26 protein-coding genes are annotated in these 23,506 nt (G+C 73.9%); 6 read left to right on the top strand and 20 right to left on the bottom strand.

Annotated features, from left to right (window positions below; genetic code table 11):
• Positions 1-318: 318 nt before the first annotated feature.
• Positions 319-714 (top strand): hypothetical protein, encoded by a 396-nt coding sequence (locus tag V6U79_RS11320; protein ID WP_334532708.1) that lies wholly within the window; start codon positions 319-321, stop codon positions 712-714.
• A gap of 1,296 nt (positions 715-2,010) precedes the next feature.
• Here V6U79_RS11320 and V6U79_RS11315 read toward each other — a convergent pair.
• On the bottom strand, positions 2,011-2,220 hold the full coding sequence (locus tag V6U79_RS11315) for a hypothetical protein (protein ID WP_334532697.1): 210 nt from the start codon (positions 2,218-2,220) through the stop codon (positions 2,011-2,013).
• A 10-nt stretch (positions 2,221-2,230) separates the two neighbouring features.
• The gene (locus V6U79_RS11310; protein WP_334532694.1) at positions 2,231-2,740 is read right to left on the bottom strand and encodes an SLOG cluster 4 domain-containing protein; all 510 of its coding nucleotides are present in this window, start codon (positions 2,738-2,740) and stop codon (positions 2,231-2,233) included.
• A gap of 141 nt (positions 2,741-2,881) precedes the next feature.
• On the opposite strand from V6U79_RS11310, the gene V6U79_RS11305 reads away from it, so the two are divergent.
• The gene (locus V6U79_RS11305) at positions 2,882-3,577 is read left to right on the top strand and encodes an SGNH/GDSL hydrolase family protein (protein ID WP_334614619.1); all 696 of its coding nucleotides are present in this window, start codon (positions 2,882-2,884) and stop codon (positions 3,575-3,577) included.
• A gap of 69 nt (positions 3,578-3,646) precedes the next feature.
• On the opposite strand, the gene V6U79_RS11300 is transcribed toward V6U79_RS11305, so the two are convergent.
• The 12 genes from V6U79_RS11300 to V6U79_RS11245 form a co-directional block, all read right to left on the bottom strand.
• Positions 3,647-5,005, bottom strand: coding sequence for a hypothetical protein (locus V6U79_RS11300; protein ID WP_334614618.1), 1,359 nt, complete (start codon positions 5,003-5,005; stop codon positions 3,647-3,649).
• Complete coding sequence (locus tag V6U79_RS11295) at positions 5,002-5,976, bottom strand: alpha-ketoacid dehydrogenase subunit beta (RefSeq protein ID WP_334614617.1); 975 nt, start codon at positions 5,974-5,976, stop codon at positions 5,002-5,004. The genes V6U79_RS11300 and V6U79_RS11295 overlap by 4 nt, the downstream gene beginning before the upstream one ends.
• Complete coding sequence (locus V6U79_RS11290; RefSeq protein WP_334614616.1) at positions 5,976-6,947, bottom strand: thiamine pyrophosphate-dependent dehydrogenase E1 component subunit alpha; 972 nt, start codon at positions 6,945-6,947, stop codon at positions 5,976-5,978. Before V6U79_RS11290 ends, V6U79_RS11295 begins: the two co-directional genes overlap by 1 nt.
• Positions 6,944-7,741: a DUF3050 domain-containing protein gene (locus tag V6U79_RS11285; protein WP_334614615.1), complete on the bottom strand. Its 798-nt coding sequence runs from the start codon at positions 7,739-7,741 to the stop codon at positions 6,944-6,946. Before V6U79_RS11285 ends, V6U79_RS11290 begins: the two co-directional genes overlap by 4 nt.
• Before the next feature lie 2 nt (positions 7,742-7,743).
• Positions 7,744-8,673, bottom strand: coding sequence for a phytanoyl-CoA dioxygenase family protein (locus V6U79_RS11280; protein WP_334614614.1), 930 nt, complete (start codon positions 8,671-8,673; stop codon positions 7,744-7,746).
• Complete coding sequence (gene hppD, locus V6U79_RS11275; RefSeq protein WP_334532674.1) at positions 8,670-9,758, bottom strand: 4-hydroxyphenylpyruvate dioxygenase; 1,089 nt, start codon at positions 9,756-9,758, stop codon at positions 8,670-8,672. The genes V6U79_RS11280 and hppD overlap by 4 nt, the downstream gene beginning before the upstream one ends.
• Before the next feature lie 73 nt (positions 9,759-9,831).
• A complete protein-coding gene (locus V6U79_RS11270) occupies positions 9,832-11,091 on the bottom strand; it encodes a beta-ketoacyl-[acyl-carrier-protein] synthase family protein (RefSeq protein WP_334614613.1) in 1,260 nt (419 codons plus the stop codon).
• Positions 11,088-12,704, bottom strand: coding sequence for a class I adenylate-forming enzyme family protein (locus V6U79_RS11265; RefSeq protein WP_334614612.1), 1,617 nt, complete (start codon positions 12,702-12,704; stop codon positions 11,088-11,090). Before V6U79_RS11265 ends, V6U79_RS11270 begins: the two co-directional genes overlap by 4 nt.
• The gene (locus tag V6U79_RS11260) at positions 12,701-13,189 is read right to left on the bottom strand and encodes a beta-ketoacyl synthase chain length factor (RefSeq protein WP_334532705.1); all 489 of its coding nucleotides are present in this window, start codon (positions 13,187-13,189) and stop codon (positions 12,701-12,703) included. Before V6U79_RS11260 ends, V6U79_RS11265 begins: the two co-directional genes overlap by 4 nt.
• Before the next feature lie 104 nt (positions 13,190-13,293).
• Positions 13,294-14,418: a beta-ketoacyl-[acyl-carrier-protein] synthase family protein gene (locus V6U79_RS11255; RefSeq protein ID WP_334614611.1), complete on the bottom strand. Its 1,125-nt coding sequence runs from the start codon at positions 14,416-14,418 to the stop codon at positions 13,294-13,296.
• Positions 14,411-14,656 carry an acyl carrier protein gene (locus tag V6U79_RS11250; RefSeq protein ID WP_334614610.1) on the bottom strand — a complete coding sequence of 82 codons (246 nt, stop codon included), beginning with the start codon at positions 14,654-14,656 and terminating at the stop codon, positions 14,411-14,413. Before V6U79_RS11250 ends, V6U79_RS11255 begins: the two co-directional genes overlap by 8 nt.
• The gene (locus V6U79_RS11245) at positions 14,656-14,922 is read right to left on the bottom strand and encodes an acyl carrier protein (protein ID WP_334532658.1); all 267 of its coding nucleotides are present in this window, start codon (positions 14,920-14,922) and stop codon (positions 14,656-14,658) included. Before V6U79_RS11245 ends, V6U79_RS11250 begins: the two co-directional genes overlap by 1 nt.
• Before the next feature lie 17 nt (positions 14,923-14,939).
• Here V6U79_RS11245 and V6U79_RS11240 point away from each other — a divergent pair, with 17 nt between their 5' ends.
• Positions 14,940-15,545, top strand: a complete 606-nt coding sequence (locus tag V6U79_RS11240; protein WP_334614609.1) for a 4'-phosphopantetheinyl transferase family protein — start codon at positions 14,940-14,942, stop codon at positions 15,543-15,545.
• Positions 15,546-15,574: 29 nt separating this feature from the next.
• On the opposite strand, the gene V6U79_RS11235 is transcribed toward V6U79_RS11240, so the two are convergent.
• Both V6U79_RS11235 and V6U79_RS11230 read right to left on the bottom strand, forming a co-directional pair.
• Complete coding sequence (locus V6U79_RS11235; protein WP_334532652.1) at positions 15,575-16,966, bottom strand: class I adenylate-forming enzyme family protein; 1,392 nt, start codon at positions 16,964-16,966, stop codon at positions 15,575-15,577.
• 387 nt (positions 16,967-17,353) lie between these two features.
• Positions 17,354-17,806, bottom strand: coding sequence for a pyridoxamine 5'-phosphate oxidase family protein (locus V6U79_RS11230; protein WP_334614608.1), 453 nt, complete (start codon positions 17,804-17,806; stop codon positions 17,354-17,356).
• A gap of 132 nt (positions 17,807-17,938) precedes the next feature.
• Between V6U79_RS11230 and V6U79_RS11225 the strand changes: the two genes are divergently transcribed.
• Genes V6U79_RS11225 through V6U79_RS11215 form a run of 3 tightly spaced genes read left to right on the top strand, consistent with a single transcriptional unit; the run spans position 17,939 to position 20,492 of the window.
• Positions 17,939-18,994 (top strand): LacI family DNA-binding transcriptional regulator, encoded by a 1,056-nt coding sequence (locus tag V6U79_RS11225; RefSeq protein WP_334614607.1) that lies wholly within the window; start codon positions 17,939-17,941, stop codon positions 18,992-18,994.
• A gap of 17 nt (positions 18,995-19,011) precedes the next feature.
• The gene (locus tag V6U79_RS11220) at positions 19,012-19,998 is read left to right on the top strand and encodes an arylamine N-acetyltransferase family protein (protein WP_334614606.1); all 987 of its coding nucleotides are present in this window, start codon (positions 19,012-19,014) and stop codon (positions 19,996-19,998) included.
• A complete protein-coding gene (locus V6U79_RS11215) occupies positions 19,929-20,492 on the top strand; it encodes an NADPH-dependent FMN reductase (RefSeq protein WP_334532640.1) in 564 nt (187 codons plus the stop codon). The genes V6U79_RS11220 and V6U79_RS11215 overlap by 70 nt, the downstream gene beginning before the upstream one ends.
• Before the next feature lie 185 nt (positions 20,493-20,677).
• Here V6U79_RS11215 and V6U79_RS11210 read toward each other — a convergent pair whose 3' ends face one another.
• The 4 genes from V6U79_RS11210 to V6U79_RS11195 all read right to left on the bottom strand — a co-directional run bounded on the left by V6U79_RS11210 (position 20,678) and on the right by V6U79_RS11195 (position 23,454).
• Complete coding sequence (locus V6U79_RS11210; protein WP_334532637.1) at positions 20,678-21,604, bottom strand: phosphotransferase; 927 nt, start codon at positions 21,602-21,604, stop codon at positions 20,678-20,680.
• Positions 21,605-21,665: 61 nt separating this feature from the next.
• Complete coding sequence (locus V6U79_RS11205) at positions 21,666-21,878, bottom strand: hypothetical protein (RefSeq protein WP_334532634.1); 213 nt, start codon at positions 21,876-21,878, stop codon at positions 21,666-21,668.
• A 5-nt stretch (positions 21,879-21,883) separates the two neighbouring features.
• Positions 21,884-22,207 (bottom strand): antibiotic biosynthesis monooxygenase family protein, encoded by a 324-nt coding sequence (locus tag V6U79_RS11200; RefSeq protein ID WP_334532632.1) that lies wholly within the window; start codon positions 22,205-22,207, stop codon positions 21,884-21,886.
• Positions 22,204-23,454 (bottom strand): beta-ketoacyl synthase N-terminal-like domain-containing protein, encoded by a 1,251-nt coding sequence (locus V6U79_RS11195; protein ID WP_334614716.1) that lies wholly within the window; start codon positions 23,452-23,454, stop codon positions 22,204-22,206. The genes V6U79_RS11200 and V6U79_RS11195 overlap by 4 nt, the downstream gene beginning before the upstream one ends.
• Positions 23,455-23,506 lie beyond the last annotated feature (52 nt).

The raw sequence follows: 23,506 nt of genomic DNA, 5'->3' as shown, positions 1-23,506 counted from the left end.
GACCGGCCCGTCGTCAGGTCAGCAGCCGCACGAGACGACCGGGGGCGGGCGCGGACAGGTCATCGGCCGGACGTCGGGTAAGCCCAGGCGCGGTCTGCACCGGCAGGCACGGGCGATTCTCGGATCGAACCAGCGACCTCTTCGGTGTGAACGAATGAGCGGCGGGCGGTGAACTGCCCCTGAGCTCCTGCTGAGCCGCTGCGCCAATCCGCCGTCGTCCGAGTCCATCCGTCAGGGTGCGTACCGATCGTCACTCAGCTGCTCACCCAAGCTGATCGACTCCCATTGCTAACAGACGTCATCGCTAGGCTGCGCGCCATGATCATACGACCGACAGAGAAGTGGGGCCGCGAGGTGCAGGACCAGAAGGGCCGCATCGCCGCAGGAACCCTCGCTGAAAATGACGCCTACGCCCTACACCTCTGGCCAGAGGCATTCATCGCCGCTGTTGATACTGTTCTTGACGCCTACGAAGCAGACGTTCGCTCCTTCTCGTCACCGTCCGATGACGAGGTCTTCGCGTCGGTCGAGCGGGTCGTCATGGCTCTCAACGCAATCGATGAGGAACACGGCCGGATCGAGACGGGCGAGCGCGAGAAGCTGTGTGAGTACATCGATGATGTCCTGACAGATGCGGGCATTGACGTCGAAGGTCTTACCTCCCGACGCGACATCGAGCGGACCGAACTCACTGACGACTGGCGCGACTGGTGAGGCATTGACCCAGCCAGCGGAACCTCGCCATCCCGTCGCCGTCGACCCGCCCTTGTAGGAGCGGGCCGCCGTCGGGGCCGCCACGTCAAGACGGCCTTGACGCACGGACGGACGCTGGCGGTCCCGGCGGCGGTCTGCTCGGCTCGCCTCGGTTCTTCGGCGGTGGGATGGCGCTACCGCAACCACCCACGGACCGCGACCCGCCGACGGAGCCCCGGCCATCCTGGAGCCGGAACGCCCCCGCCGGAGGCGCACTAGCCGCAACCCCACGACCGCCGCCAGCTCGCAGACGCGGCCGGCGTGCGCTCCCTTACGCCGCGCGGGCACGTGGCCGCACGGCCCGGCCGGCTGCCGGCCCACCCCTCACTCGTCAACTGTCTGTCGTTCTGTGGCGGCCCTCCGGGCTCTCCGCTGTCCGCGCCAGCCGCCGGGCGTCTGGCGTGACGGCCGCAGAGCGATAGCGGCAGCGGCCGGCGCGCGCCCAGGCGGCGGCGCGTGCGGCCCGTCAAGGGCCGCCTTGATAGACGTACAGAAAGTTCTCCCACACCGACCGGCAGCCGGCCGTCCCGCCCCGGCCGCAGGAGTCACGACGGGTTGACGTGTCGGTACCCGGTGCTACTCTGACGCTCGTCGAGCACGCCAGCGCGGCCTTCCTACCGGATCGCTGGACTCGATGTCGGAGATGCTGAGCGGCCTTTCTGCCGCTGGTGCGGGCCACGTCCCGCCGGTTCTCGATCGCACCGGCCACCATGCCGGTTCCCCGAATCCGCTGAGCGGCCCATCTCGATCACACCGGCCACCATGCCGGTTTCCCCGAATCCGCTGAGCGGCCCAGCACGGTCTTCCCTGCCGTCCACGATTGCCCGGATCCGCCCGCTCCTCGGGTGGGACAGCCTGCGGCAACCCGCCGGGTGCCGATATCCCAGGCTCCTCACCCGTGCCGGCCCATTCATCAGGTCCACGAGCGCGAAGGGACATGACCCATCGGCGGGAGGTGGCACGACCACGATTTCCGCCCTCCGGCGTCAGCCGCCCTCTCGGCGGTGCCAGGAGACACGACGAACACCACCAGCGGACAGGCGTCCACGGCTGGTGGTGCTTCGTCTCCCGTCCCTGCCACCCCCTGATGAGGAGACAGTCGTGTCCAGCCCTCGCGCCTGCGGTCGTGGCCGCCCAACGCCCCGTGTCTCGCACGCCATCATCATCTCGACGCAACGGTCCTACCGCGGCCCCTCGCTGATGAGCCTGCCCCCGGTCGCCCGGCCGGCAGCGCCCCATCAGCGGTCGCCCGCCGGCTCACCACAGCTCCGACACCGAGTGCGCCGCGGCGAGCAGCCAGAACAGGATGACCCGGTGGTAGACCAGCGCGACGCCGAGCAGCACGATGCCGGCGACCGTCACGGCGATCATCGCCCCGAGGGCGCCCGCGTTCGTGAGCGCGTACCACCAGGTGGGGCGGGGCGGTGGCTCCTCGGCCGGCGTGTCGGTCTCCTCGAAGAAGATCACCGACAGGATGCTACGCCCGCCGGCCGTCCGCGCCGACCCCGCGGACCGGCCGGTCCGCCAGGGCCGCCCGCACCGCCTCCTCCGGCGTGTCCACGTGGTGCGGACCGGGCACCGGTTCGCCGGTGGCGTCGACCACGCGCCAGCCACCGACCACCACCACCGGCACCTGACCGCGACGCATCGCCAGCGCCACCTCGCTGAGGGTGCCCCAGGAGCCACCGACGGCGATGACCGCGTCGGCGCTCCAGACGAGGACGGCGTTGCGGGCCTGTCCCAGGTTGGTCAGCAGCGTCGCCGAGGCGTCGGCTACCGGGCCGGGGGCGGTGCCGTCGTCGGGGCGTACCGCGATGACCAGGCCGTCACCGGAGCGGGCGCCGGCGGCGACCGCGGCCATCACCCCGCCGCCACCTCCGCAGAGGACGGTCGCGCCGCGCGCGGCGAGCAGCTCCCCCACCCGGCGCGCGTGCGTCAGCTCCGCCTCCGTCGCGGACGCCGGCCCGCAGACCGCCACCTGCACCATCCGACCTCACCCCCGCGGCGAGGTTAGCGCCGGGCCCGGGCATCCCGCCGGTACGCCACGGAAAGGCCCACCCCCGGCCCCTGGCGGTCGTGCTCGCGGCGAGGTGTCGACGCCCGCCGCCGGGGTCGGTTAGCCTGCCCCATGTCATCGACGCCGACCGAAGCGACCGATCCGTACTGCCTGCGCGAGGGCGAGAGCGCGACGCTGCTCGCCGGCCACCCGTGGCACCGGTTCGTGGTGCTGGGCGACAGCGTCGCCGAGGGGATGTGCGAGCCGGTGGACGGGTATCCGCCGGTGCAGTGGGCGGACCGGATCGCCGCGGAGCTGCGCGCGGCCCGCCCCGGGCTGGCGTACCTCAACCTGGGCCGGCGGGGGCTGCGGGCGCACGAGGTGCGCGCGACGCAGTTGGACGCGGCGCTGGCCTTCGACCCGGACCTGGCGCTGGTGGTCTGCGGCGGCAACGACGCGTTCCGCCCGGCCTACGATCCGAAGGCCGTCGACGCCGAGCTGACCGCCATGGTCACCGCGCTGCGGGCGGCCGGGGCGGACGTGGTCACCGTCGGCATGTTCGACGTCTCGCACAGTTCGGCCGTGCCGGCCCCCCTGCGGCCCGGACTGAGTGAGCGGATGCGTCGTCTTTCCTCCCACACCGGGGCGCTCGCCGCGCGGCTGGGGACGCTGCACGTGCACCTCACCGACCACCCGGCCGGCGCGGAGGCGTCGTTGTACAGCAGCGACGGCCGGCACGGCAGCGCCCGCAGCGACGCCATCGCGGCGGCGGAGACGGTACGCCGGCTCGGCACCCACCTCGCCGCCCGCCGCGCGCCCCAGCCGTGATCGTCTGTCGTTTCCCGCCGCCCGCCCCGGCGTGTCCCGTCGGGAAACGACAGACGATCATCCCTCGGGTCAGTCGGTGAGCAGCATGCCGGTCATCAGGACGCCGCGGGCGAGATTGAGCACGCCCTCGCAGCCGGGGTAGCCGACCCGGGCCAGCGCGCCGGAGCCGGTGCGGCCGAACAGGTACGGGGCGATGCTGTACGGCACCTCGGCGGTGACGACCTCCCCGGTCTCGATCTGTACGAAGTCCATCGCCACCCGGTCGGCCGGCATGTACGCCTGGAGGATGTTGCCGCCCCGGGCGATCCCGGCGTCGATCCCGTCGGCCCAGTCCGCCGGGCTCAGCTCGGGGCCGATCAGCACGTCGTGCCCGGCGCTGCCGTCGGCGGGCTTGGCGACCAGGCGCACCCGACCGGCGAGGGCGCGGTCCCGCTCGGCCTCGGTGAGTGCGACGGTGTGCGGCACGTACCGGCGGACCAGGGCCTGGTCGTCGGCGGGCAGCAGGTCGAGGTCCTCGTAGAGCCAGGCGAAGTTGACCTTGTTGCCGAGCAGCCAGGCGGCGGTGCTGACGAACATCGGCAGGGTGCCGGCGGCGAGCGCGCCCGCCACCGCCTCCAGGCCCGCGCTGGGCGTGACCCGGTTGGGCACGAAGAGCCGGAACAGCGCGTCCACCGGCGCGCCACCCACCACCAGCCGCCGGTCGACGTCCAGAGTGGCGGTGGCGACCGGGGCGATGACCAGGTCGATGCCGAAGTGCCGGGCCCGGTCGGCGAGGGGCGAGAGGATCCGGATGAACGTCTCCGGGTCGTCCAGTCCCGGGTAGTCGGCGTCGAAGTCCATCAGCAGCGCCACCCGGGCGCCCTCGGCCAGCCCCAGCTCGTCGCGGATCGCCACGAACCGCTGGTCGAGCAGGGACGGGGCCGGTCGGGCCGGCACGCCGTCGAGCAGCCCGCGCTCGCGGTAGAGCTGGGCGAAGCGCTGGATCACCGTGTCCGCGTCGAAGCCGCCGCCCAGGCTGCTGTCGATGTTGTACTCGACGATCCGCGGTTCGCCGCCGGAGAGCAGCACGTCCGGCCGGTACGCGGCCAGCAGCGCCTCGGACAGCGGCTCGTCCTCGTCGAGCAGGCTGGTCTCCCCCACCGGCACGCCCAGCAGCCGGCGCAGCTCCCCGGCCGTGCGGGCGCGCCGTCGGCAGGCGTCCAGGACGAGCTGGGCGATCCGGTCGCAGACCTCGTTGAGTTCGCGGAACGAGTCGGCGGTCATCACCGTCGGCCGGGCCAGCCGCCACTGCTTGTTGTACGTCGCCCGGCCGTGGAAGATCCGCTCCCACTCCTGGGCGCCGGCTTCCACCATCGCCCGGCGGGTGGCCTCCGGCAGGTCGGTCCAGGCCCGGCCGGCCGCTGGCCACGGGTAGTTCACGTCGATCATGTTCCGTCCTTCACTACGTGGTGGATGGCGGCGGTGAGAGCTTCCCGGCCGGGCTGCACGGCCCGGTCCAGCGCGGGCGCGAACGGCAGCACGGCCCCGTCGGGGCGGGTGACCCGCCGGGGCGGCGCGGCGAGGCGGACCCGCTCCACCACGCTGGCGATGATCTCCGCGGCGATGCCGCAGGACCGGTTGGAGTCGTCGACCACCACCAGCCGCCCCGTCCGGGCCACCGAGTCGACCAGCCCGTCGAGGTCGAACGGGTAGAGCGTGCGCGGGTCGAAGACCTCCACCGACACCTGGCCGGCCAGCTCCTCGGCGACCGCGAGCGCGTCGTGCACCAGGTGCCCGACCGCGACCACCGTCACGTCGTCACCGGCCCGGCGCACCACGCCCCGGCCCAGCGGCACCGGGCCCAGGGCGGCGAAGTCGGCGTCCTCCCGGACGTCCAGCGCGCCGGCCGGGGCGAAGAGCACCACCGGGTCGTCGTGCCGGATCGCCGACACCAGCAGCCCGTACGCGTCGGTGGGGGTGGCCGGCACCGCGGTGACGATCCCGACGTGGGCGAAGAGGGAGTACGGGTGGTCGGAGTGCTGCCCCGCCCAGCCCGTGCGGGAGCCCGAGCCGGGCACCAGGTAGGTGACCGGGGCGGCGCACTGCCCGCCGGTCATCAGCGGGAACTTGTGCGCGTGGTTGACGATCTGCTCGAAGACCAGGAAGAGCAGCGACGGGATCTGGAACTCCACCACCGGCCGCAGCCCGGCCAGGGCCGCTCCGGTGGCGAAGCTGGTGAACGCCTGCTCCGACAGCGGGGTGTCCCGCACCCGCTCCGGCCCGAAGCGCTTGAGCAGGCCGGCGGTGACGTTCGACGCGGCCACCCGGATGTCCTCACCGAGCAGGAACACGTTCTCGTCGCGCTCCAGTTCGTCGGCGAGCGCCCGGGTCAGCGCCCTGCGGTACGACAGCCGTGGCATCAGCCACCTCCCGTCCGGGCGGTGAGCCCGCTGGCGTACAGGTGGTCCAGCGCGCCGGCCGGGTCCGGCTCGGGACTGGCCAGGGCGAACTCGGCGGCCGCGTCGAGGGTGGACTCGACCTCGGCGTCGACGGCCGCCCGCTCGGCGGCGGGCAGGCGGGCGCCCTGGATGTCCACCGGGTCACGCGAGCGCCCCTCGGCCACCTCCTCCGGCGGGCGGTAGTCCAGGCGTACCGCGTGTTCGAAGGTGTGGTGGGCGTCGAAGCGGTAGGTGCGGGCCTCGACCAGCTCCGGCCCGCCGCCGGCGCGCATCCGCGCGACGGCGGTGGCCGCGGCGTCGCGTACCGCCTCCGGGTCCTGGCCGTCGACGACCGCCGCCGGCATGCCGAACGCCTCGGCGCGGCCGGTGATGGTGCCGGCCACCGCGCCGGCCACCGGCATGGTGGTGGCGTAGCCGTTGTTCTCGCAGACGAAGAGGACCGGCACCCGCCAGAGCGCGGCCAGGTTGAACGCCTCCAGCAGCATCCCCTCGTTGACCGCGCCGTCGCCGAAGAAGGTCGCGCCCACCACGTCGTCGCCGCGCCGCCGCCGGGCCCAGACCGCGCCGGTGAGGATCGCCCCGGACGCGCCGACGATGGCGTTGGCGCCGAGCACCCCGACCGAGAGGTCGGCGGCGTGCATCGAGCCGCCCCGGCCCCGGTTGAGTCCGGTTTCCCGGCCGAGCAGCTCGGCGAGCGTCCGGGCCGGGTCGGCACCCTTCGCGAGCACGTGCCCGTGCCCGCGATGGGTGCCGGTGACCAGGTCCTCGGCGCGCAGCGCGGCGCACACCCCGGCGGCGATCCCCTCCTGCCCGAGGTACGGGTGGATGCCGCCGACGATGTGCCCGGAGTGGACCAGCTCGACGGCCCGCTCCTCGAACCGGCGGATCAGCCGTACCGTGCGGTAGAGCCCGACCGGGTCGGCTGCCCTCACGTGTCGCGCCCCTCCTTCACGGCGGCGAGGATGTCGTCCCAGAGCCGGGCCCGGGCGGCGAGCGCGGTGTTGACGGCGTCCGCGCACTCCTGCCACTTCGCGTCGTCGTCGCCGCACAGGTCGGCGAGCATCCGCATCGCCATCGGGGTGTGCTGCTCCCCGTCGACCTCGATGTGCCGCTCCAGGTAGTCGACGAAGGTGTGCAGCCGGTTGCTGCGCTCGTTGACGGCGACGACCTGGGCGAACATGTCCGGGATCAGGTCCTCCCGGCCGAAGGCGAACGCCGCGGCCTGGCAGTGCACCGGGGTGGACTCGATGATCTGCCAGGTGGTGGCGGCGAACCGCGCCGACGGAGCGGGCACGCCGGCCTCGACCAGCGCCTCGGTGACCGGGCGGCCCGCCCGCAGCAGGTCGACCAGCGCGTCCACGGCGCCGGTGTCGGCGCCCGCCTCCCGCATGCCCCGCACGTAGAGCTCGAAGTGGCTGATGTGCCCCTCGCCGAGCTCGTCGCTCTCCTCCACCATCACGATGTCGTTGATCAGGCGACGGCTGCCCGTCGGGCCGGTGGGGATCCACGGCACGGTGACGCAGGTGAGCTGCCGCTGCAACGACTTCAGCAGGGACATGAAGTCCCAGACCGCGAAGACGTGGTGCTCCATGAAGGTGACCAGCGCCTCGTGGGTGTCCAGGTTGGCGTAGAGCGGGTGCTTGACCACCGCGTCGCGGCGGTCGGTCACCGCCTTCTCCAGCCGTTCGATGCCCGGGTGCGTCCCACCCCAGTCGTAGCGTGACATTGTCAGCCTCCCTGCTGGGCGCGGTCGCGCCAGATGACCGGGCAGTATTCGGGGTCCGCGTAGTCGGGCCGCCCCTCGTGGGTGCGGCGGACCAGCACGTCGTGGTTGTACGTGGCGAGCGTGCCGTCGGAGAGCGGATACTCCCGCCAGGCGTTGTCGCCGTCCTGCAGGTGCAGCGAGACCGCCTGCCGGGGGCGGCCGCTGACGTTGGCGCCGCTGCCGTGGTAGGTGCGGCAGTGGTGGAAGCTCAGGTGTCCCTTGGGGATCACCATCGGGATTTTGCGGATCTCCGCGCCGTTGTACGCGGCGTTCTCCGCCAGCATCTCCTCCAACTGGCCACGGTCGCGGTCGGCGAAGTGCCGCACCACGGTGTCGTCCGCGCCGATCTCCTGCCATCGGTGCGACCCGTCGACCATGGTGATGGTGCCCATCTCCTCGCCGCAGTCGTGGAAGGGGATGAACGCGGTGAGCATCTTCTCCGACGACGAGGACGCCCAGTAGTGCTTGTCGAAGTGCCAGGGCACGATGTTCGACGGCTCGCCGGAGATCGGCGGCTTGTAAATCAGCGTGGACTGGAAGATCCGGATCTCGTCGGCCGGCGCGAGCCGGGCGGCGACCGCGCCGATCAGCGGCTTGCGCAGGATCGCCGCCAGCCCGTCGTGCTCGTGGTGGACGTAGTCGTTGTGCCGCTGCACCGCGCCCGACGACGGCTCCCAGTAGGCGAGCTTCGGCGGGCGCACCGGCAGCCGGCGGTCCCGTTCGCCGGCGTAGTACCGGTCCGCGGCGGCGGCGAGCGCGTCCACCTCGTCGTCGGTGAGCAGCTTCTTCGACAGGTACCAGCCGCGTTCGGCGTAGCCGCGCACCTCGTCGTCGGAGGGGAGCAGCGCCGCCTCCTCGGCGGTGAGGGTCGGCTCGAATCCGGTCGTCGTCACGCGGTCACCCCCTGCGGTACGGCCGCCGCGGCGGCCAGTTCGCGTTCCTTGGCCTCGTAGAGCGCCTTGATGTTGCCGCTGCCGAAGGTGCGCGCCCCCCGTCGCTCGATCAGCTCGAGGAAGAGGGTGCGGCGCACGTGCACCGACTCGGTGAATATCTGCAACAGCTGCCCGCCGTGGTCGGAGTCGACCAGGATGTTCAGGTCACGCAGCCGCTCCAGGGGCGCGTCGACCGGGCCGACCCGCTCCTCCAGCGCGTCGTAGTAGCTGCCGGGGGTGCCGGCGAAGCGCACCCCCCGCTCGCCGAGCGCGCCCACCGCGGTGACGATGTCGTCGGTGCGCAGGCCGAGGTGCTGCACTCCGGCGCCGTGGTGCTCGGCGAGGAACGCGTCGATCTGGCCGGGCCGCCGGGTGGCGTCCGGTTCCAGCAGCACCAGGGTCACCCGCCCGGAGGGGCTCTGCACCACGGTGGAGTTCATCGCCTGACCGGCGACCTCGATGTGCTCGGTGAAGATCTGCGCGAAGTCGAAGACCCGCTCGTAGTACCGGACGGTCTCGGCGAGCTGCCCGGGCGGCACGCAGACCGCCAGGTGGTCGATCTCGGCGAGCAGCGGGCGCTGCGCCGCGGCCGGCGCGGTCACCTCGATGCCGCCGGGCAGGAACCCGTCCCGGTCGCCGCGCCGCTCGACCAGCCGGTGCAGCACGTCGCCGAAGCCGCCGACCTCGGCGGTCACCACCTCGGCGTGCGCGCCGGTCCAGGTGCGCGGCCGGCTCACCCCGGTCGCGCCCCGGGCCACCAGCTCCGCGTACGCCCCGGCGGCGTCGTCCACCTCCAGCGCCACCACGGCGATCCCGTCGCCGTGCCGGCGCACGTACTCGGCGGCCGGGTGCGCCGCCGTCAGGCCGGTGGTGAGCACCATCCGGATGTCGGCGTGGGTGAGCAGCAGCGAGCGCTGACCGGCCAGCCCGGTCTCCGGTCCGCCCTGGCCCCGCAGCTGGAAGCCGACCGCGGTGCCGAAGTAGAAGGCCGCCTGCCGCGCGTCCCCCACGTAGAGTTCGATGTGGTCTGTTCCACGGATGTCCATCTGTTCCCAGGTCCTTCCCCATGTCCCCCCGTGACTGCCGTCCGGGCGCGCGCCGCCCGGGGTCCAGCGCCGGTCACCCCCTCGCCGGGGAGGTCCGGGTGCCCGCACCGGCGGTGCGGCGCAGCAGCAGGCTGACGTTCTGCCCGCCGAACCCGAACGAGTTGGTGAGCGCGAGGTCCGTCCCGGTCGCCCGAGGTACGCCGCGGACGTGGTCCGCCGGGCAGTCCGGGTCCGGGTCGTCCAGGTGGTACGTCGGGGGCAGCAGCCCCCGACCGAGCGCCAGCGCGCAGGCGGCGGCCTCCACCACCCCGGACGCGCCGAGCAGGTGCCCGGTGAGCGCCTTGGTGGAGCTGACCGGCACCCCGCCGACGCCGAACACCTTCGCCAGCGCGGTGGTCTCGGCGACGTCACCGAGCCGGGTGCCGGTGCCGTGCGCGTTGACGTAGCCGACGTCGCCGGCCGACACCTCCCCGCTGGCCAGGGCGCGGCGCATGCACTCGGCCGCGCCGGCGCCGTCGGGGCGGGGCGCGGTCGGGTGGTGCGCGTCGGTGGTGAGCCCGTAGCCGGCCACCTCGGCGTACCCGGTGACGCCGCGGGCGGCGGCGTGCGCGGCACGTTCGAGCACCAGCAGCGCCGCCCCCTCGGCGAGCACGAAGCCGTTGCGTCGGGCGTCGAACGGCCGGCTCGCCTCGGTCGGGTCGTCCCAGCCGCGGGCCAGGGCGCGGGCGTTGCCGAAGGTGTCGGCGAAGGTCGGGAAGAGCGGCGCCTCGCTGGCCCCGCAGAGCACCACGTCGGCCTCCCCGGCGCGGATCAGCCGGACCGCGTCGGCGACCGCCTGGGCGCCGGACGCGCAGGCCGTGCCGACCGAGGAGCTGTAGCCGCGGATGCCGTGGGCGATGGCGATCCGCGCCGACGGCATGTTCGGCAGGATGCCGGTGAGCAGGTACGGGCTGACCGCGGCCCGACCCCGGGCGGTCCGGGCGACGACCTGGGCCTCCAGGGTGGACATCCCGCCCACCCCGCCGACGATCACGCCGATCCGGCCCGGGTCGACGTCCCGGCCGACCTCGATGCCGGCGTCGGCGAGCGCGTCGGCGGCGGTGAGCAGGGCGAGCACCACGATCCGGTCGAGCACCTTCGTCTCCGGCCCGGAGGCGACGGTGCGCGGGTCGATCGGCGGCAGCAGCCCGGCCACCTCGAGCGACTCCCGGACCGGGTGGCCCTCGGGCGGCCGGGCCAGGCCGGAGCGCCCGGTGGTCAGCGCCGTGAAGGTCTGTTCCACCCCCCGCCCGACCGGGCTGAACAGCCCCATCCCGGTGATGACGACGCTCATGACGTCGCCTCGGTCAGGTAGCGCTCCCGCAGCGCCACCTTGCGGACCTTGCCGGTCACGGTGACGGGGATGTCGTCGGAGCGGACCGGCGCCACCCGGCGCAGGGTCGCCCCGACGTCCGGGCCGAGCGCGGCGCGCACCGCCTCGGTGCGGTCGGTGCGCGGGTCGGCGCCGGCGGCCAGTTCGAGCAGCACGTCGGTGACCACCTCGTCGCCGGCCCGGACGATCACCACCGTGCAGTCGGTGACGTCGGGGCAGGTGGCGAGGATCCGCTCCTCGGACAGCGCGGTGAAGAAGCGCCGCCCGTCGCCGGCGTCGACCGAGTCGACCGCCCGGTCCAGGTGGTAGTAGCGGCCCTCGGTGTCGGCGTACACCAGGTCGCCGGTGAGGTACCAGCCGCGCAGCCGGGACCGGTAGGTGGTCACCGAGTCGTTCCAGTAGCCGCGAAACAGCGACGGGGAGTCCACGCCCAGCCAGCCCACCTGGCCCGGGGGCAGCTCGTTGCCGTCCAGGTCGAGCACGGCCACCCGGGTGAACCGGTACGGGCGGCCGACGCAGCGGCCGTACCGGTCGGTGTCGACGGTGTGGGTGATGTGGAACATCGAGTGCCCCATCTCGCTGGAACCGAGCCCGTCGATGAAGACCGACCCGGCCACCCGGGCCACGCCGTCGCGGGTCACGGTGTCCCGGGAGCCGACCGCGACGAGGCGGCGCACGTGCGGCTCGTGCGAGCAGTCCCCGGTGTTGAACCACAGCCGCACCGAGTCCAGGTCGTACCCGGACAGGTCGAAGCGGGCCAGCTCGGCCCAGGTGACGGAGAAGCCGAACACCCCGTCGGGCCGCCAGCGCTGGATGGCCTCGAGCACCCGCTCGCCACCCTGGTCGGACAGGAGCAGCATCTCCGCGCGGTTGCCGAGCGCCTGGTTGACCATCAGCACGGTGGCGGTGTGCGGGGCGGGCAGCGCGTTGAGGATCCGGCGGGTGCCCTGGGCCTGCGGCATGGACAGCAGGTGCCGGGTGGCGGCGAAGAGACTGGCGTGCGAGTGCAGCACCGCCTTCGGCACCCCGGTGGTGCCGGAGGTGTGGGTGATGACGATCGGGTCGTCGTCGTGGTGGCGGTAGTGCGGCGGGGCGGCGGTCGGGTCGCCGGCGCCGGCCTCGGCGGGCCGGCCGAGCAGCGGCGCGCCCAGCTCGTGGCCGGCGAGCAGGTCGGTGTGCGCGGCGTCGGCGAGCACCCCGGCGGCGCGTAGCCGGCGGATGTACTCGGCGGCGATCTCCGGGCGCAGCCGGCCGTTCATCAGCGCCGGGATGGCGCCGAGCCGGGCCAGGGCCAGGAAGCTGAGCACCATGTCGGCGGCGTCGGTGGCCCAGACCGCGACCGGGTCACGGGGCCGCACCCCCCGCCCGTGCAGCCAGGCCGCCCGGGCGGCGACCCGTTGGTCGAGCGTGCCCAGGGTGAGCGCCTGCCCGGCGGGGTGCCCGTCGACCGGGGTGTCGAAGGTCAACCCCGGACCGTGCGGGTCGGCGCCGTGGGCCAGCACCCGGGCGAGCACGTTGCCGGCGCCCAGTTCGGTGTCGACGGCGAGTGCGCCGCGCAGTCCCTTGGTCCTCATCGTCCTGCTCCTCCGCCCAGCAGCGCCGCGACCGCCCCGGTGGGGGTGCCGTCGGGCGTCTCCTCGATTGCGACCAACAACACCTCGTCGGCGTCGCCGTCGTACAGCAGCAGTTCCGCCTCGACGGTCCCGTCCTCCCCCGCCGGCCCGGTCGGGCTCAGGCAGACCACCGGGCCGTCCAGTCCCCAGCGGGCCGCGACGTGCCCGGCGACGCTGTTCGGCACCGACTGGAAGAAGAACAACGGCCCCACCCGGCCTCCGACGGCCACGGTGGCCCGGACGTGGTCGGCGCTCGGCCGGTCTCCCGCCGCGCTCACCAGCACGATCGCCGTGCCGGTGCCGACCGGCGCCGGGCCCTGTCCGTACCGCCGACGCAGGCATCGGTCGGCCACCGCCACGACCAGCGGCGCGAACGCCGAGTGCACGAACCCGGGCACCCCCGGCGGCGCCCCGTCCCCCGCCTCCGGCCACCGCGCCTCAGCCAGCGCCCGGACCTCCCGCGGCCGGTCGGTTCCGGCCGCCGGTACGGCCGTCCGGCCCGACTCGCCGGGGCCCGGAGTGCGGGATCGACCCGGGTGGGCGGGGGCGGTCACGCGGCGCCGACCAGGAGCGCGGTGTTGGCGCCGCCGAAGGCGGCGTTGAGGCTGAGCGCGTACGGGGTGGTCGCGGGACGGGGGGCGGAGGTGATGACGGTCAGCGGACACGCCTCGTCGGGGCCGAGCCAGCCGGCGTTGACCGGCAGGCTCCCTCGCCGCAGCGCGAGCACGGTCACCACGAGTTCGAGCAGCCCGGAGGCTTCCAGCGCGTGCCCGTGCACCGACTTGGTGGAGCTGACCGGCACCCGGTCGGCGACGTCGCCGAGGGCCAGCCGCAGCGCGGCCGCCTCGGAGGCGTCGCTGAACCCGGTGCCGGTGGCGTTGGCGTTGACGTAGCCGACCGCACCGGCGGGCAGCCCGGCCCGGCGCAGCGCCGCCCCGACCGCCCGGGCCAGCCCGCGCCCGAGCGGGTCGGGCTGGCACGGGTGGTACGCGTCCCCGGCCCGCCCCCAGCCCCTGATGGTCGCCAGCGGCGTGCCGCCCCGGCGGTGTGCCGCCCCGGCGGACTCCAGCACCACCGCGGCCACCCCGTCGCCGAGCAGCAGGCCCTGCCGGCCGGCGCTGAAGGGGCGTACCGCGCCGTCGGCGGCGAGCGCCCGGCCGGCGTCGAAGAGCGCGAACTGGTCCGGTTCGACCAGGTAGCCGGCGGCCACCACGACCCGCTCGACGTCACCCCGGCGGATCATCGTGGCGGCGTCGGCCACCGCGGTGCTCGCCGAGACGCAGGCGCTGGTGTAGATCCGCGTCGGGCCGCCGAGGCCGCCGCGCCGGGCCAGGTGACCGGCGAGCGCCGGCACCTCCGGCCCGCCGTCCGGCCCCGGGTCGGCCGCCGGGCCGCCGTGGGTCGCCAGCAGCAGGGCGCACTCCGCCCTGGCCGCCGCGTCGAGCCCGGCCGCCCGGCACGCCGTGTCGATCGCCTCGGCCAGCTCGTCGGTCAGCGTCCCCACCTCGGGCAGGGTCGCCGCGACGGTGACCCGGCGGCCGGTGGTGTCGAAGCGGCGGACCGGCCGGAACGCCGGCGCGCCGGCGAGCACCCCGGCGAGCTGCGCGTCGGCGCCCCGGCCGAGGGCGCTGACCGCGTGTACGCCGGAGATCGCTACCGCCCCCCGCTCAGCCATCGGCGGGGCTGCTCAGGCAGGTGCGGAACACCGTCAGGGCGTCCTCGACGGTACGGATGCCGGCGAGCTGGTCGTCGGTGAGGTCCAGCCGCCGGTCGTAGCGTTGCTCGACGAGGTGCACCAGCCAGGCGAGTTCCATCGAGCCGACCCGGTGCGGCACCTGGTCGACGGGTTTCGCGGTCATCTCGGCGAGCATGCTCACCAGGTCAGCTCGCCCCAGGTCGGGCTGACCGGCCATCAGCGGTCGGCGGCGGTCTGACCGGCGACCCGGTCGGCGACCATGGCGGTGAACTCGCCGACCGTCATCAGGGCCAGCTTCTCCGACTCGTCGTCGGCGAACGTCAGGCCGTAGCGGTCCTCGACGCGGACGGACAGGTCGGCCAGGGCGAGGGACTCCAGGTCGACCCCGGACGGGCCGAGGGTGGTCTCGTCGTCGATCCCCTCGACGTCGTAGTTCATGTCCTCGAGCTGCTCGATGACGAAGGTACGGACCTCGTCTCGCATGGCTTTAACCTCTCTTCATGGGCGAGCTGACGGTGTCCGGTCGGGACACCGTGCACGTGTGGGTCGGCCGTACCACCGGCGGTCGGCCGGAGGTGGCGCCGCGGCTGCTGCGGCGCGCGGGTGGCGCGCTGCTCGGCGGGCCCGAGCGGGAGGTCGCGGTCGGTCGTACGCCCGACGGGCGGCCCTGGGTACGGGCCGGCGGGGTGGCGCTGCCGGTCAGCGTCAGCCGCGGCGAGGGGCTGGTCGTGGTCGCCGCCCGCCGGGCCGGCCCGGTCGGGGTGGACGTGGAGCGGCGCCGGCCGCTGCCCGCCGTGGCGCTGGCCCGCCGCTGGTACGCCCCGGCGGAGGCGGCCTGGCTGGCCGGCCTGCCCGACGGCGCCCGGGTGGAGGCGTTCCTGCTGCTCTGGACGGCCAAGGAGGCGGTGGGCAAGGCGCTCGGCCGGGGGCTGCGTGGCGGTGGGCTGCGCCGCCGGATGCCCCCGGCGGAGCCCGGCGCGGCGCTGCGCCCGGTCCCCGCCCGACGCGATGTCCTGGTCGGGCATCCGGGGTGCGACGGCGACCTGGTGCTGGCCGTCGCGGTGGGCGGGCCCACCGCGACGGTGACGGTGGTGGTCGAGGGCTGACGCGTCGGCGTGCTGGGACAGCGGGCCGGTCACGGCGCCGTCGCCCGGAGCGCGGTGGCGGAGCGGAGCAGCTTGCCGGTGGTGGTGCGGGGCAGCTGCTCGACCAGGTGCAGGGTGCGGGGGCGCTTGTAGCCGGCCAGCCGTTCGGCGAGCAGCTTCTCCAGCACCTCCTCCGACAGCGGACCGTCGGGCTGCACGTACGCGGTGATCCCCCCGTCGTGGACCACCACGGCCGCGCCCACTCCGGGCAGCCCGGTGAGGGTCGCCTCGACCTCCGTGAGGTCCACCTTCAGGCCGCCGATCGAGACCTGCGAGTCGAGCCGCCCCTTGACGGTGACCAGGCCGGCGTCAGGGTCGACGCTGCCGGCGTCGCGGGTGTGCAGCCAGCCGTCGGCCCACCGGGTCGGGTCGCTGAGCCCCACGTACGGCGTCGCCGGGCAGCTGACGTGGAGTTCGCCGTCGACCTCGCGGACCTCGATGCCGGGCGCCGGGGCGATGGACGGCCGGTGCCGGCCGTGCAGGTCGGTGCCGATCACTCCGACCTCGGTCATCCCGTACATGTTGCCGAGCGGGACGCCGAACCGGTCGGTGAAGGCCTGTGCGGTGGCGGCCGGGACCAGCTCCCCGCCGGTGGTCATCCGCCGGAACTGCGGCAGCGGGCCGGCCGGGCGGGTGGAGGCGAGCAGTCCGATGTGGAAGGGCACGCCGAGCACGGTGGCCGGGGTGGCCTGGGCGGCGATGGCGGCGAGCACCGCGTCGCCGCTGAGCCGCTCCGGCGGCACCAGCTCCACGCCGGCGTGCAGGCCGTAGAGGAGGCCACCGACCAGGCCGAGCACGTGCACCATGGACGGCAGCAGGATGATCCGTTCGCCGGGCAGCGCCACCCCGTCGATCCGGGTGTAGCGGTGCACCTCGGCGACCAGGTCGGCGGCGGTGCGGCCGATCACCTTGGACGGGCCGGTGGAGCCGGAGCTGAGCTGGATCACCGCGTGCCCGCTGGTGGCCGGCCGGTCGGCGTACGCGGTGACCCCCTCGGTCACGTCGACGAAGACCCGCAGCGCGCCACCGCCGGTGCGGACCGGGGCGACCACCACCTGCGGGGTGAGCCGTTCCAGCGCCTGGCGCACCTCGTGGTCGGTGAGCCGGTGGTCCAGCAGGATCGCCTGGGCGCCGGTGCGCCAGGTGGCGAGCAGGTTCACCACGTACGCCAGCGAGGGAGGCAGCCGCAGCGCGGCGGCCCCGCCGGGCCGCAGCCCGGCGGCGGTGAGGCGGTCCTGCGCCCCAACGACCAGGCGGTGCAGGGTGGCCCGGTCGACCGGCTCGGGCAGCCGTAGACAAACATCGGTGGAACGCCCGCTGAACAGAAGGTCATCGACCCAACCGGGGTCCTGCGCCGTAGAATCTTCCGTCGGACGATCCATGGTCACCGCCGTCCACCGCCCAGCATGAAAGAGGGCGAAATCCGCCCATACAGTGCATCTCTTGGGGTGCTGACGGAACCCTACGGCAGCCCGCGAATTCATTGCTACATGCAAATGGCTAGATCAGGCCGGGCGGCCGGTCGGATTGCCGACCCTCGATCGGACGGGCAGGATCGCGCGCGTAACCCACCCCTGGGCCGGGAGGTCCAGGCGCCGGCGGATCGACGAGCGGCGGGACCGGTGGCGCGCCCTGACGCGCCGCCCGGCCGGGGCCGGGTGGCGCGCCCGCGCGGGCGGGCCAGGAGAGCGGCTCGACCCGGATGTCGCGGTAGGGGACGTTCGCCCCGGGGTCGCCGTGGTCCTGAAGCCGCAGCGGACCGGCCGAGGTCAGGCCGATCGGATCGCCGAGCCCGCGTAACTGAGGATTCTCTCTGGCGAAAGTCTGATCCACGACGACGCCCAGGACATGTCCCGTCTCCGCTGTTGCGCAGTCCGCAGGACCCCCTCGTCGGGTCGGTCGACGGCGACGACAGGTCCTTCAAGGATCACCAGCGCATGGGTCGGGCCGGTGCCTTCGAGCATGACCACGGACGCCCACGGGTGGGCGGCGACGTTGGCGAGACGGACGGCGCCGCGGGTGACCGGCAGCCACACCGATCGGTGGTGGAGGACGAGTCCGGTGGGTATGGCGTGCGGGCGTCCGTCAGGCCGGCTGGTGGCGAGCACGGCATGGCGGCCGGACGTGAGCTGAGCGACCAGTTGCGGACCGGTCATCCGGTTCTCCAGCGGGTATGCGCCCGCCGTGGCAGGCATGGCGCGCCGGAAGGTGGCATCCTGCACCTCCGCGAGCCAGCAACCGAGGTGGCGTACGCCGGGTTCCGCACCAGCCGGCAGGTCCTCGGCTCGTGGTCCATTTCTTGACGGCACTCGCTCCACAGTGCACGATGTTAAACGATTAACACGAGGAGAGCCATGGGTACCCGAGTGACACTGCGGTCGGTCGCTGAGGCGGCCGGGGTCTCGACGGCAGCGGTGTCGTACGCCTTCAACCGCCCCGACCGCCTGTCGGCGGAGATGCGGTCGCGGATCCTGGCGGTGGCACGCGAGCTCGGTTACTCCGGACCGGACGCCGCCGCCAGGTCGTTGCGCACCGGGCGGGCCAACGCGATCGGCGTCATCTTCACGACCGAGCTGACGTACGCCTTCAGTGATCCCTATGTCCTCGCCCTGCTCGGTGGCCTCGCCGAGACCCTGGCGCACAGCCGTACCAGCCTGGTGCTCATCCCATTCGTGTCGGTCGTCGCGGGGCTCACCGACGCGGAGGTACGCCAGTCGCTCGACGCCGTACACCGGGCGGTCATCGACGGTGCGGTGGCCGACGGACTCACCGACGACCATCCCGCCGTCCGCGCCCTGTCCGACCGTGCGCTTCCCCTGGTCCGCTCCAGCGAGACGACCACCGGCCGGTGCGTGCTGATCGAGGACCGGCAGGCGGGTCGGGACATCGGGCGCCACCTGGCCAACCTCGGCCACCGTGACGTCGCGGTGGTGGTCTCCTCTCCGGGGGCGCCGGGTCGGATCGTCCCCCGGGTGGACGAAGCGACGCTCTACCCCTACTCGCGCAACCGGCTGGTCGGCATCCGCGAGGGGTTGCCCGCCGACGCCCGGGTGCGTGTCGTCAGCGGAGGCAGCAACGCCTTCGCCTCCGGCCACGCGGCGGCGGCAGCGATCCTCGCGGCTCCCGACCGTCCGACGGCGATCGCCGCGGACAGTGACGTGCTCGCCGCCGCCGTCGTCGAGACCGCCACCGGCCTGGGCCTCCACGTTGGGCAGGACCTGTCGGTCACCGGCTTCGACGACGTACCACTGGCGGCGTCGGCCGGGCTGACCACCGTCCGCCAGCCCATCGAGGAGAAGGGCCGGTTGATGGCACGCATGTTGCTCGACCCCGACGGCACGCCGAACCGCGTGACCCTGCCAACCGAACTCGTCGTCCGCTCCAGTACGGGTCCCGTGCCGGCGCGCTGACCCGGGAGGAACATCACGTGACCGCTCCACCACCTTCACCACTGGGCCTCGCCGACCCTGCCGCCCACTGGCGGATCGACGCACTCGAGCTTGACGCGTACCTGCGCCGCGTCGGCCACGGCGGACCCACCGCGTCAAACGGTACGACGCTGCGCAACCTGCACCGGGCCCACATCGCGGCGATCACGTTCGAGAACCTGGACGTGATGCTCGGGAGGGGCGTCGAGGTGGACCTGCCGCGGGTGCAGGACAAGCTCGTCCACGCCGGCCGCGGCGGGTATTGCTACGAGCATGGGGTGCTCTTCGGCGCGGTACTCCAGCGCCTCGGCTATCGGGTGGACCGGCTGCTCGCCCGCACCGGTGACCCGGCCGAGCAGCCGCGCCCGCGGTCGCACCTGGTACTGCGAGTCGACGACGGCGACCAGGTGTGGCTGGCCGACGTGGGCTTCGGCTCCGGCCTGCTCGAGCCGTTGCCGCTGGTCGAGGGCGACCCGCAGCGCCAGGGCGCGTGGGAGTACCAGCTCCGGCGCGGCGTGGACGGCGCCTGGCGGCTGCGAGAGCGGACCACCGACACCTGGACCACGCTGCTGACCTTCACCGAGGAGCCGCAGTACCCGGTCGACGTCGAGGTCGCCAACCAGAACACCGCCACCAGCCCACACTCGCCATTCACCCAGCAGTGCGTCGTCGTCCGCAAGGACGACATGGCGGTCCGACGGCTCATCGGCCGCGACTACAGCGAGGACCGCCCCGGCACCGCGACCCGCACCCGGTCGCTGACCGACGAGGAGTACGGCGCCGTACTTGGCGCCGAGTTCGGCCTCGCTCTGAGCCCGCCGGAGATCCGAGCACTCGTCGCCACCCTCCCCCCCGCCTGGCGGGGACCGCCCCACCTCACCAGACCTGGGACTCAGACCGCCGACAGGAGACCACGATGCGTGACCCCTATTCCCTCGCCGTCATCACCGCTAGCGTCCGCGCCGACCGCATCGGCCCGAGGGTGACGCGATGGTTCCTCCGCCACCTCGACAGGCACACTGACGCCGCCGTGGACCATCTCGATCTGGCCGAACTCGACCTCCCCGAGGACCTCGCCGGGGGCGGTGACTCCGAGCGGTTCACCAAGCGTGTCGAACGGGCCGACGCCTTCGTCGTCGTCACGCCCGAGTACAACCACGGCTACCCCGGCCCCCTGAAGACGGCCATCGACACCCCCTACGAACAGTGGCGGGCCAAGCCCCTCGGCTTCGTCTCCTACGGCGGCGCCTCCGGCGGTCTGCGCGCGGTGGAACAACTGCGGAACGTCTTTGCCGAACTGCACGTCACCACCATGCGCACCGGCGTCCTGATCCCGAACGTGCACGACGCCTTCGACGACGACGGCGAGCTGCGCGACCCCGGGCCCGCCGAAGCCGCCCTGGCCGAGATGGTGCGCCAGTTGAACTGGTGGGCCCTGACCCTGGCAGGCGCCCGGGCCGACCGTCCATACGACTGCTGAGCCGAGAGCGACGGGGGCCCGACGATGATCATCCGTCCGTACCAGCCCGACGACCGCGACGCCGTCCATGACATCGGTCGAGTGCGGCGAACCCCACCCGGCCCGGTGGACGACCCCCGGCGTGTCACCAACCCGGTGAACGTTTCATGGACAGCTCACTAGCCGTCCGCTCCGGGTCCTCGGCCTCATGAGGTGAGCAGGGCGAGCTCCGCGTTCAAAAGGCCGGTCAGGTAGTCGTGGCGACCGTCGGTGCGCGGGATGCCCCGGCTCGGACCCTCGGCGATCATCAGGACGTAGAGGTGAAGCCGGTAGAGCGACAGCCGGATCCGGGCGGCCGCGTCGAACGGCTCCGGGCGGTAACCGCGCAGGAAAGGGTGCTCCGGCTCGTCCTCGATCCGCCGGAACAGCGCCGGTGACACCAGATCCAACAGTGGATCCCCGTAGAGGTAGCGCTCACCGTCGACCAGGCCGGCGAGCCCGCCCGACGGGGACACCAGCACGTTGCCGTCCCAGAGGTCGAAGTGCAGCAGGGCCGGACGGGTCACCGCGGCCAGCACGTCGTGATGCCGCTCGACCACCCCGTCCAGTGGGGGCAGCGGCACGTTCCACTCCGCGGCATCGGCCCGCAGCGCCGCGAGGACGGCGGCGAAGGCGGTCGGCCAGTCGTGTCCGGACGGCCGGTCGCCGGTGTAGCCGAAGTGCGGGCCGGAGATCTCATGCACGGCGGCGACCGCCGCGCCCAGCTCGGTGCGGGCACGCGGCGCGTCCTCGTCGGTGAGCGGGCGGCCCGGCACCAGCGTCGTAATGATCCAGTCGTTGGAGACGGCCAGGACCGACGGCACCGGCACGCCTGGTGCGCGGTCGCGCACCAGGCGGAAATACTCCGCCTCGGCCGGGATCAACCCATTCTCGTACGTGAGCAGGCGAGCCGCCGGCGGCGGACCCACCTTGACCACGACCTCCCGGCCGTCGGCGAGCGCCGCCCGCCAGACGGTGGCGAAGGTGCCGCCGCTCAGCTCGGCAGCATCGACGATGTCAACTGCGCCGAGGCCGTCGGCCAGCACCGACTCGACGTCGGGTCGCGACAACGCGGGTTGGGTCGGACTGCGCACCCACCGAGACTAGATCCTCAGGTTCGAGACCCAAACCCGGTGAACGTTCATGGTCACCGCACTAGTGGGCGCCGCCCAGGTCGAGGACCACCACTCCCCCGATCACCAGGGCGACATCCACCACCTTCGACACGCTCAACGGCCGCCGAGGAAGGCCGCGCCGATCGCCACGATCGCCGCCGTGCCCGGCCCGGACGAGACGGCACAGGCCACCCCGACCGGGATCCCGCATCGCCGGGGTGAGCAACAGGAAGGCGCCGCGATCCTCCGGCACGCCGGTCAGACCCGGGCCACCTCCGGCGTCTGGGCGTGGACGACGAAGCGCAGCGACCGGGCGTCGGTGAAGCACTCCCGCATCGGGCGTACCAGGTCGCGGTGCTCCGGGCTGCGTTCCCACGCCTCGAAGTCGGCCAGCGCGGCCCACTCGCTGGTGATCAGCCACTGCTCCGGGTCGGTGGCCGAGCGGCACACCTGGTCCACCAGGTGGCCCGGCACCCCCTCGGCGACCAGGTGCCGCACCGCCTCGTACGCCCGCAGGAAGTCCGCGGTGCGCTCCTCGGCCACGCGGACCAGGAAGACCACCCTCGCGCGTTCTCCGCTCATCGTGCCGCTCCTTCCGCCGCCGGTGGCGCGCCGCGCACCACCAGCGCGCTGTTGAAACCGTCGTAGCCGCGCGCGCAGACCAGCGCGAGCCGGCTGCGGGGCCGCCGGGGCGCCCGCAGGAAGTCCAGCTCGCAGCCCGGCGCCGGCTCCACCGGACCGGCCGAGGCGGGCAGCGTGTCGTGCCAGAAGGCGAGCAGCGCGGTCGCCACGTCCAGCGCCGCACCGCCCTGGTGGGCGCGGCCGGTCAGCGCCTTGTGGGTGGTCACCGGCGGCGGCCGGTCGCCGAAGACCGCGCGCAGCGCCTCGGCCTCGGCGCGGTCGTAGCGGAGCACGCCGAGCGCGTCAGGGACCACCACGTCCACCTCGTCCGCCGCGACCCCGGAACGGTCCAGGGCCAGCCGCATCGCCCGCGCGTACCGGGCGGGATCGCCGGCGCTGTCCGGTCCCGTGTGGACGGCGTCGTGGGTGGCGCCCCAGCCGGTCACCTCGCCGTAGATCCGGGCGCCCCGGGCCAGCGCGTGGCCCAGCTCCTCCACCACGAAGACCGCGCCGCCCTCGGCCGGCACGTACCCGCCGGCCGACCGGTCGAACGGCCGGTACGCCACCGCCGGGTCGTCGACGTCGCTGAGCAGGCCGGAGCGAAGCTGGCAGGTCAGCGCGTACGGGCTCAGCGGGCACTCGGTGGCGCCGGCGATCACCACCGGGGTGCCGCGGCGCACCGTGCGCACCGCGTGGGCGAGGCTGTCCAGCCCGCCGGCCGACTCGGCGACCAGCACCCCGCACGGACCCTTGAACTGGTGGTGGATGGAGAGCTGACCGACGCTGGCGGCGTAGAACCAGGCGATCGACTGGTACGCCCCGACGGTGCGGGTCGACCCGCCCCAGAGCCGTTGCAGCTCCCGCTGGCCGAACAGGTTGCCCCCCGACGAGCTGGCCAGGGTGACCGCCCAGCCGTACGGGTCGGGGGCCCGCTGCGGCAGCCCGGCGTCGGCCAGCGCCAGCCGGGTGGCGGCGAAGCCGAGGTGGGTCCACCGGTCGGTCTGCACCAACTGCCGGGTGTCGGCGTACGCGGCCGGGTCGAAGTCGGCGACCTCGCCGGCGACCCGGGTCGGGTAGCCGGCCGGGTCGAAGAGGGTGACCGGTCCGGTGCGCCGGGTGCCGTCGACGACGGTCCGCCAGTGCGCGGCGGCGCCGATCCCGCTGGGGGCCACCACCCCGATCCCGGTCACCACGGCGCGGGCGGTCACCGGGGGCACCGCCCGGTCCACCGGGGCCACCGGCCGCGGCCCACCCACCGCG

The sequence above is a fragment of the Micromonospora psammae genome, from assembly GCF_036902725.1.
In the GTDB taxonomy this organism is placed as follows: domain Bacteria; phylum Actinomycetota; class Actinomycetes; order Mycobacteriales; family Micromonosporaceae; genus Micromonospora.
The sequence above is the reverse complement of the archived record's forward strand: the minus strand, read 5'-3'. Positions and strand labels throughout refer to the sequence as shown.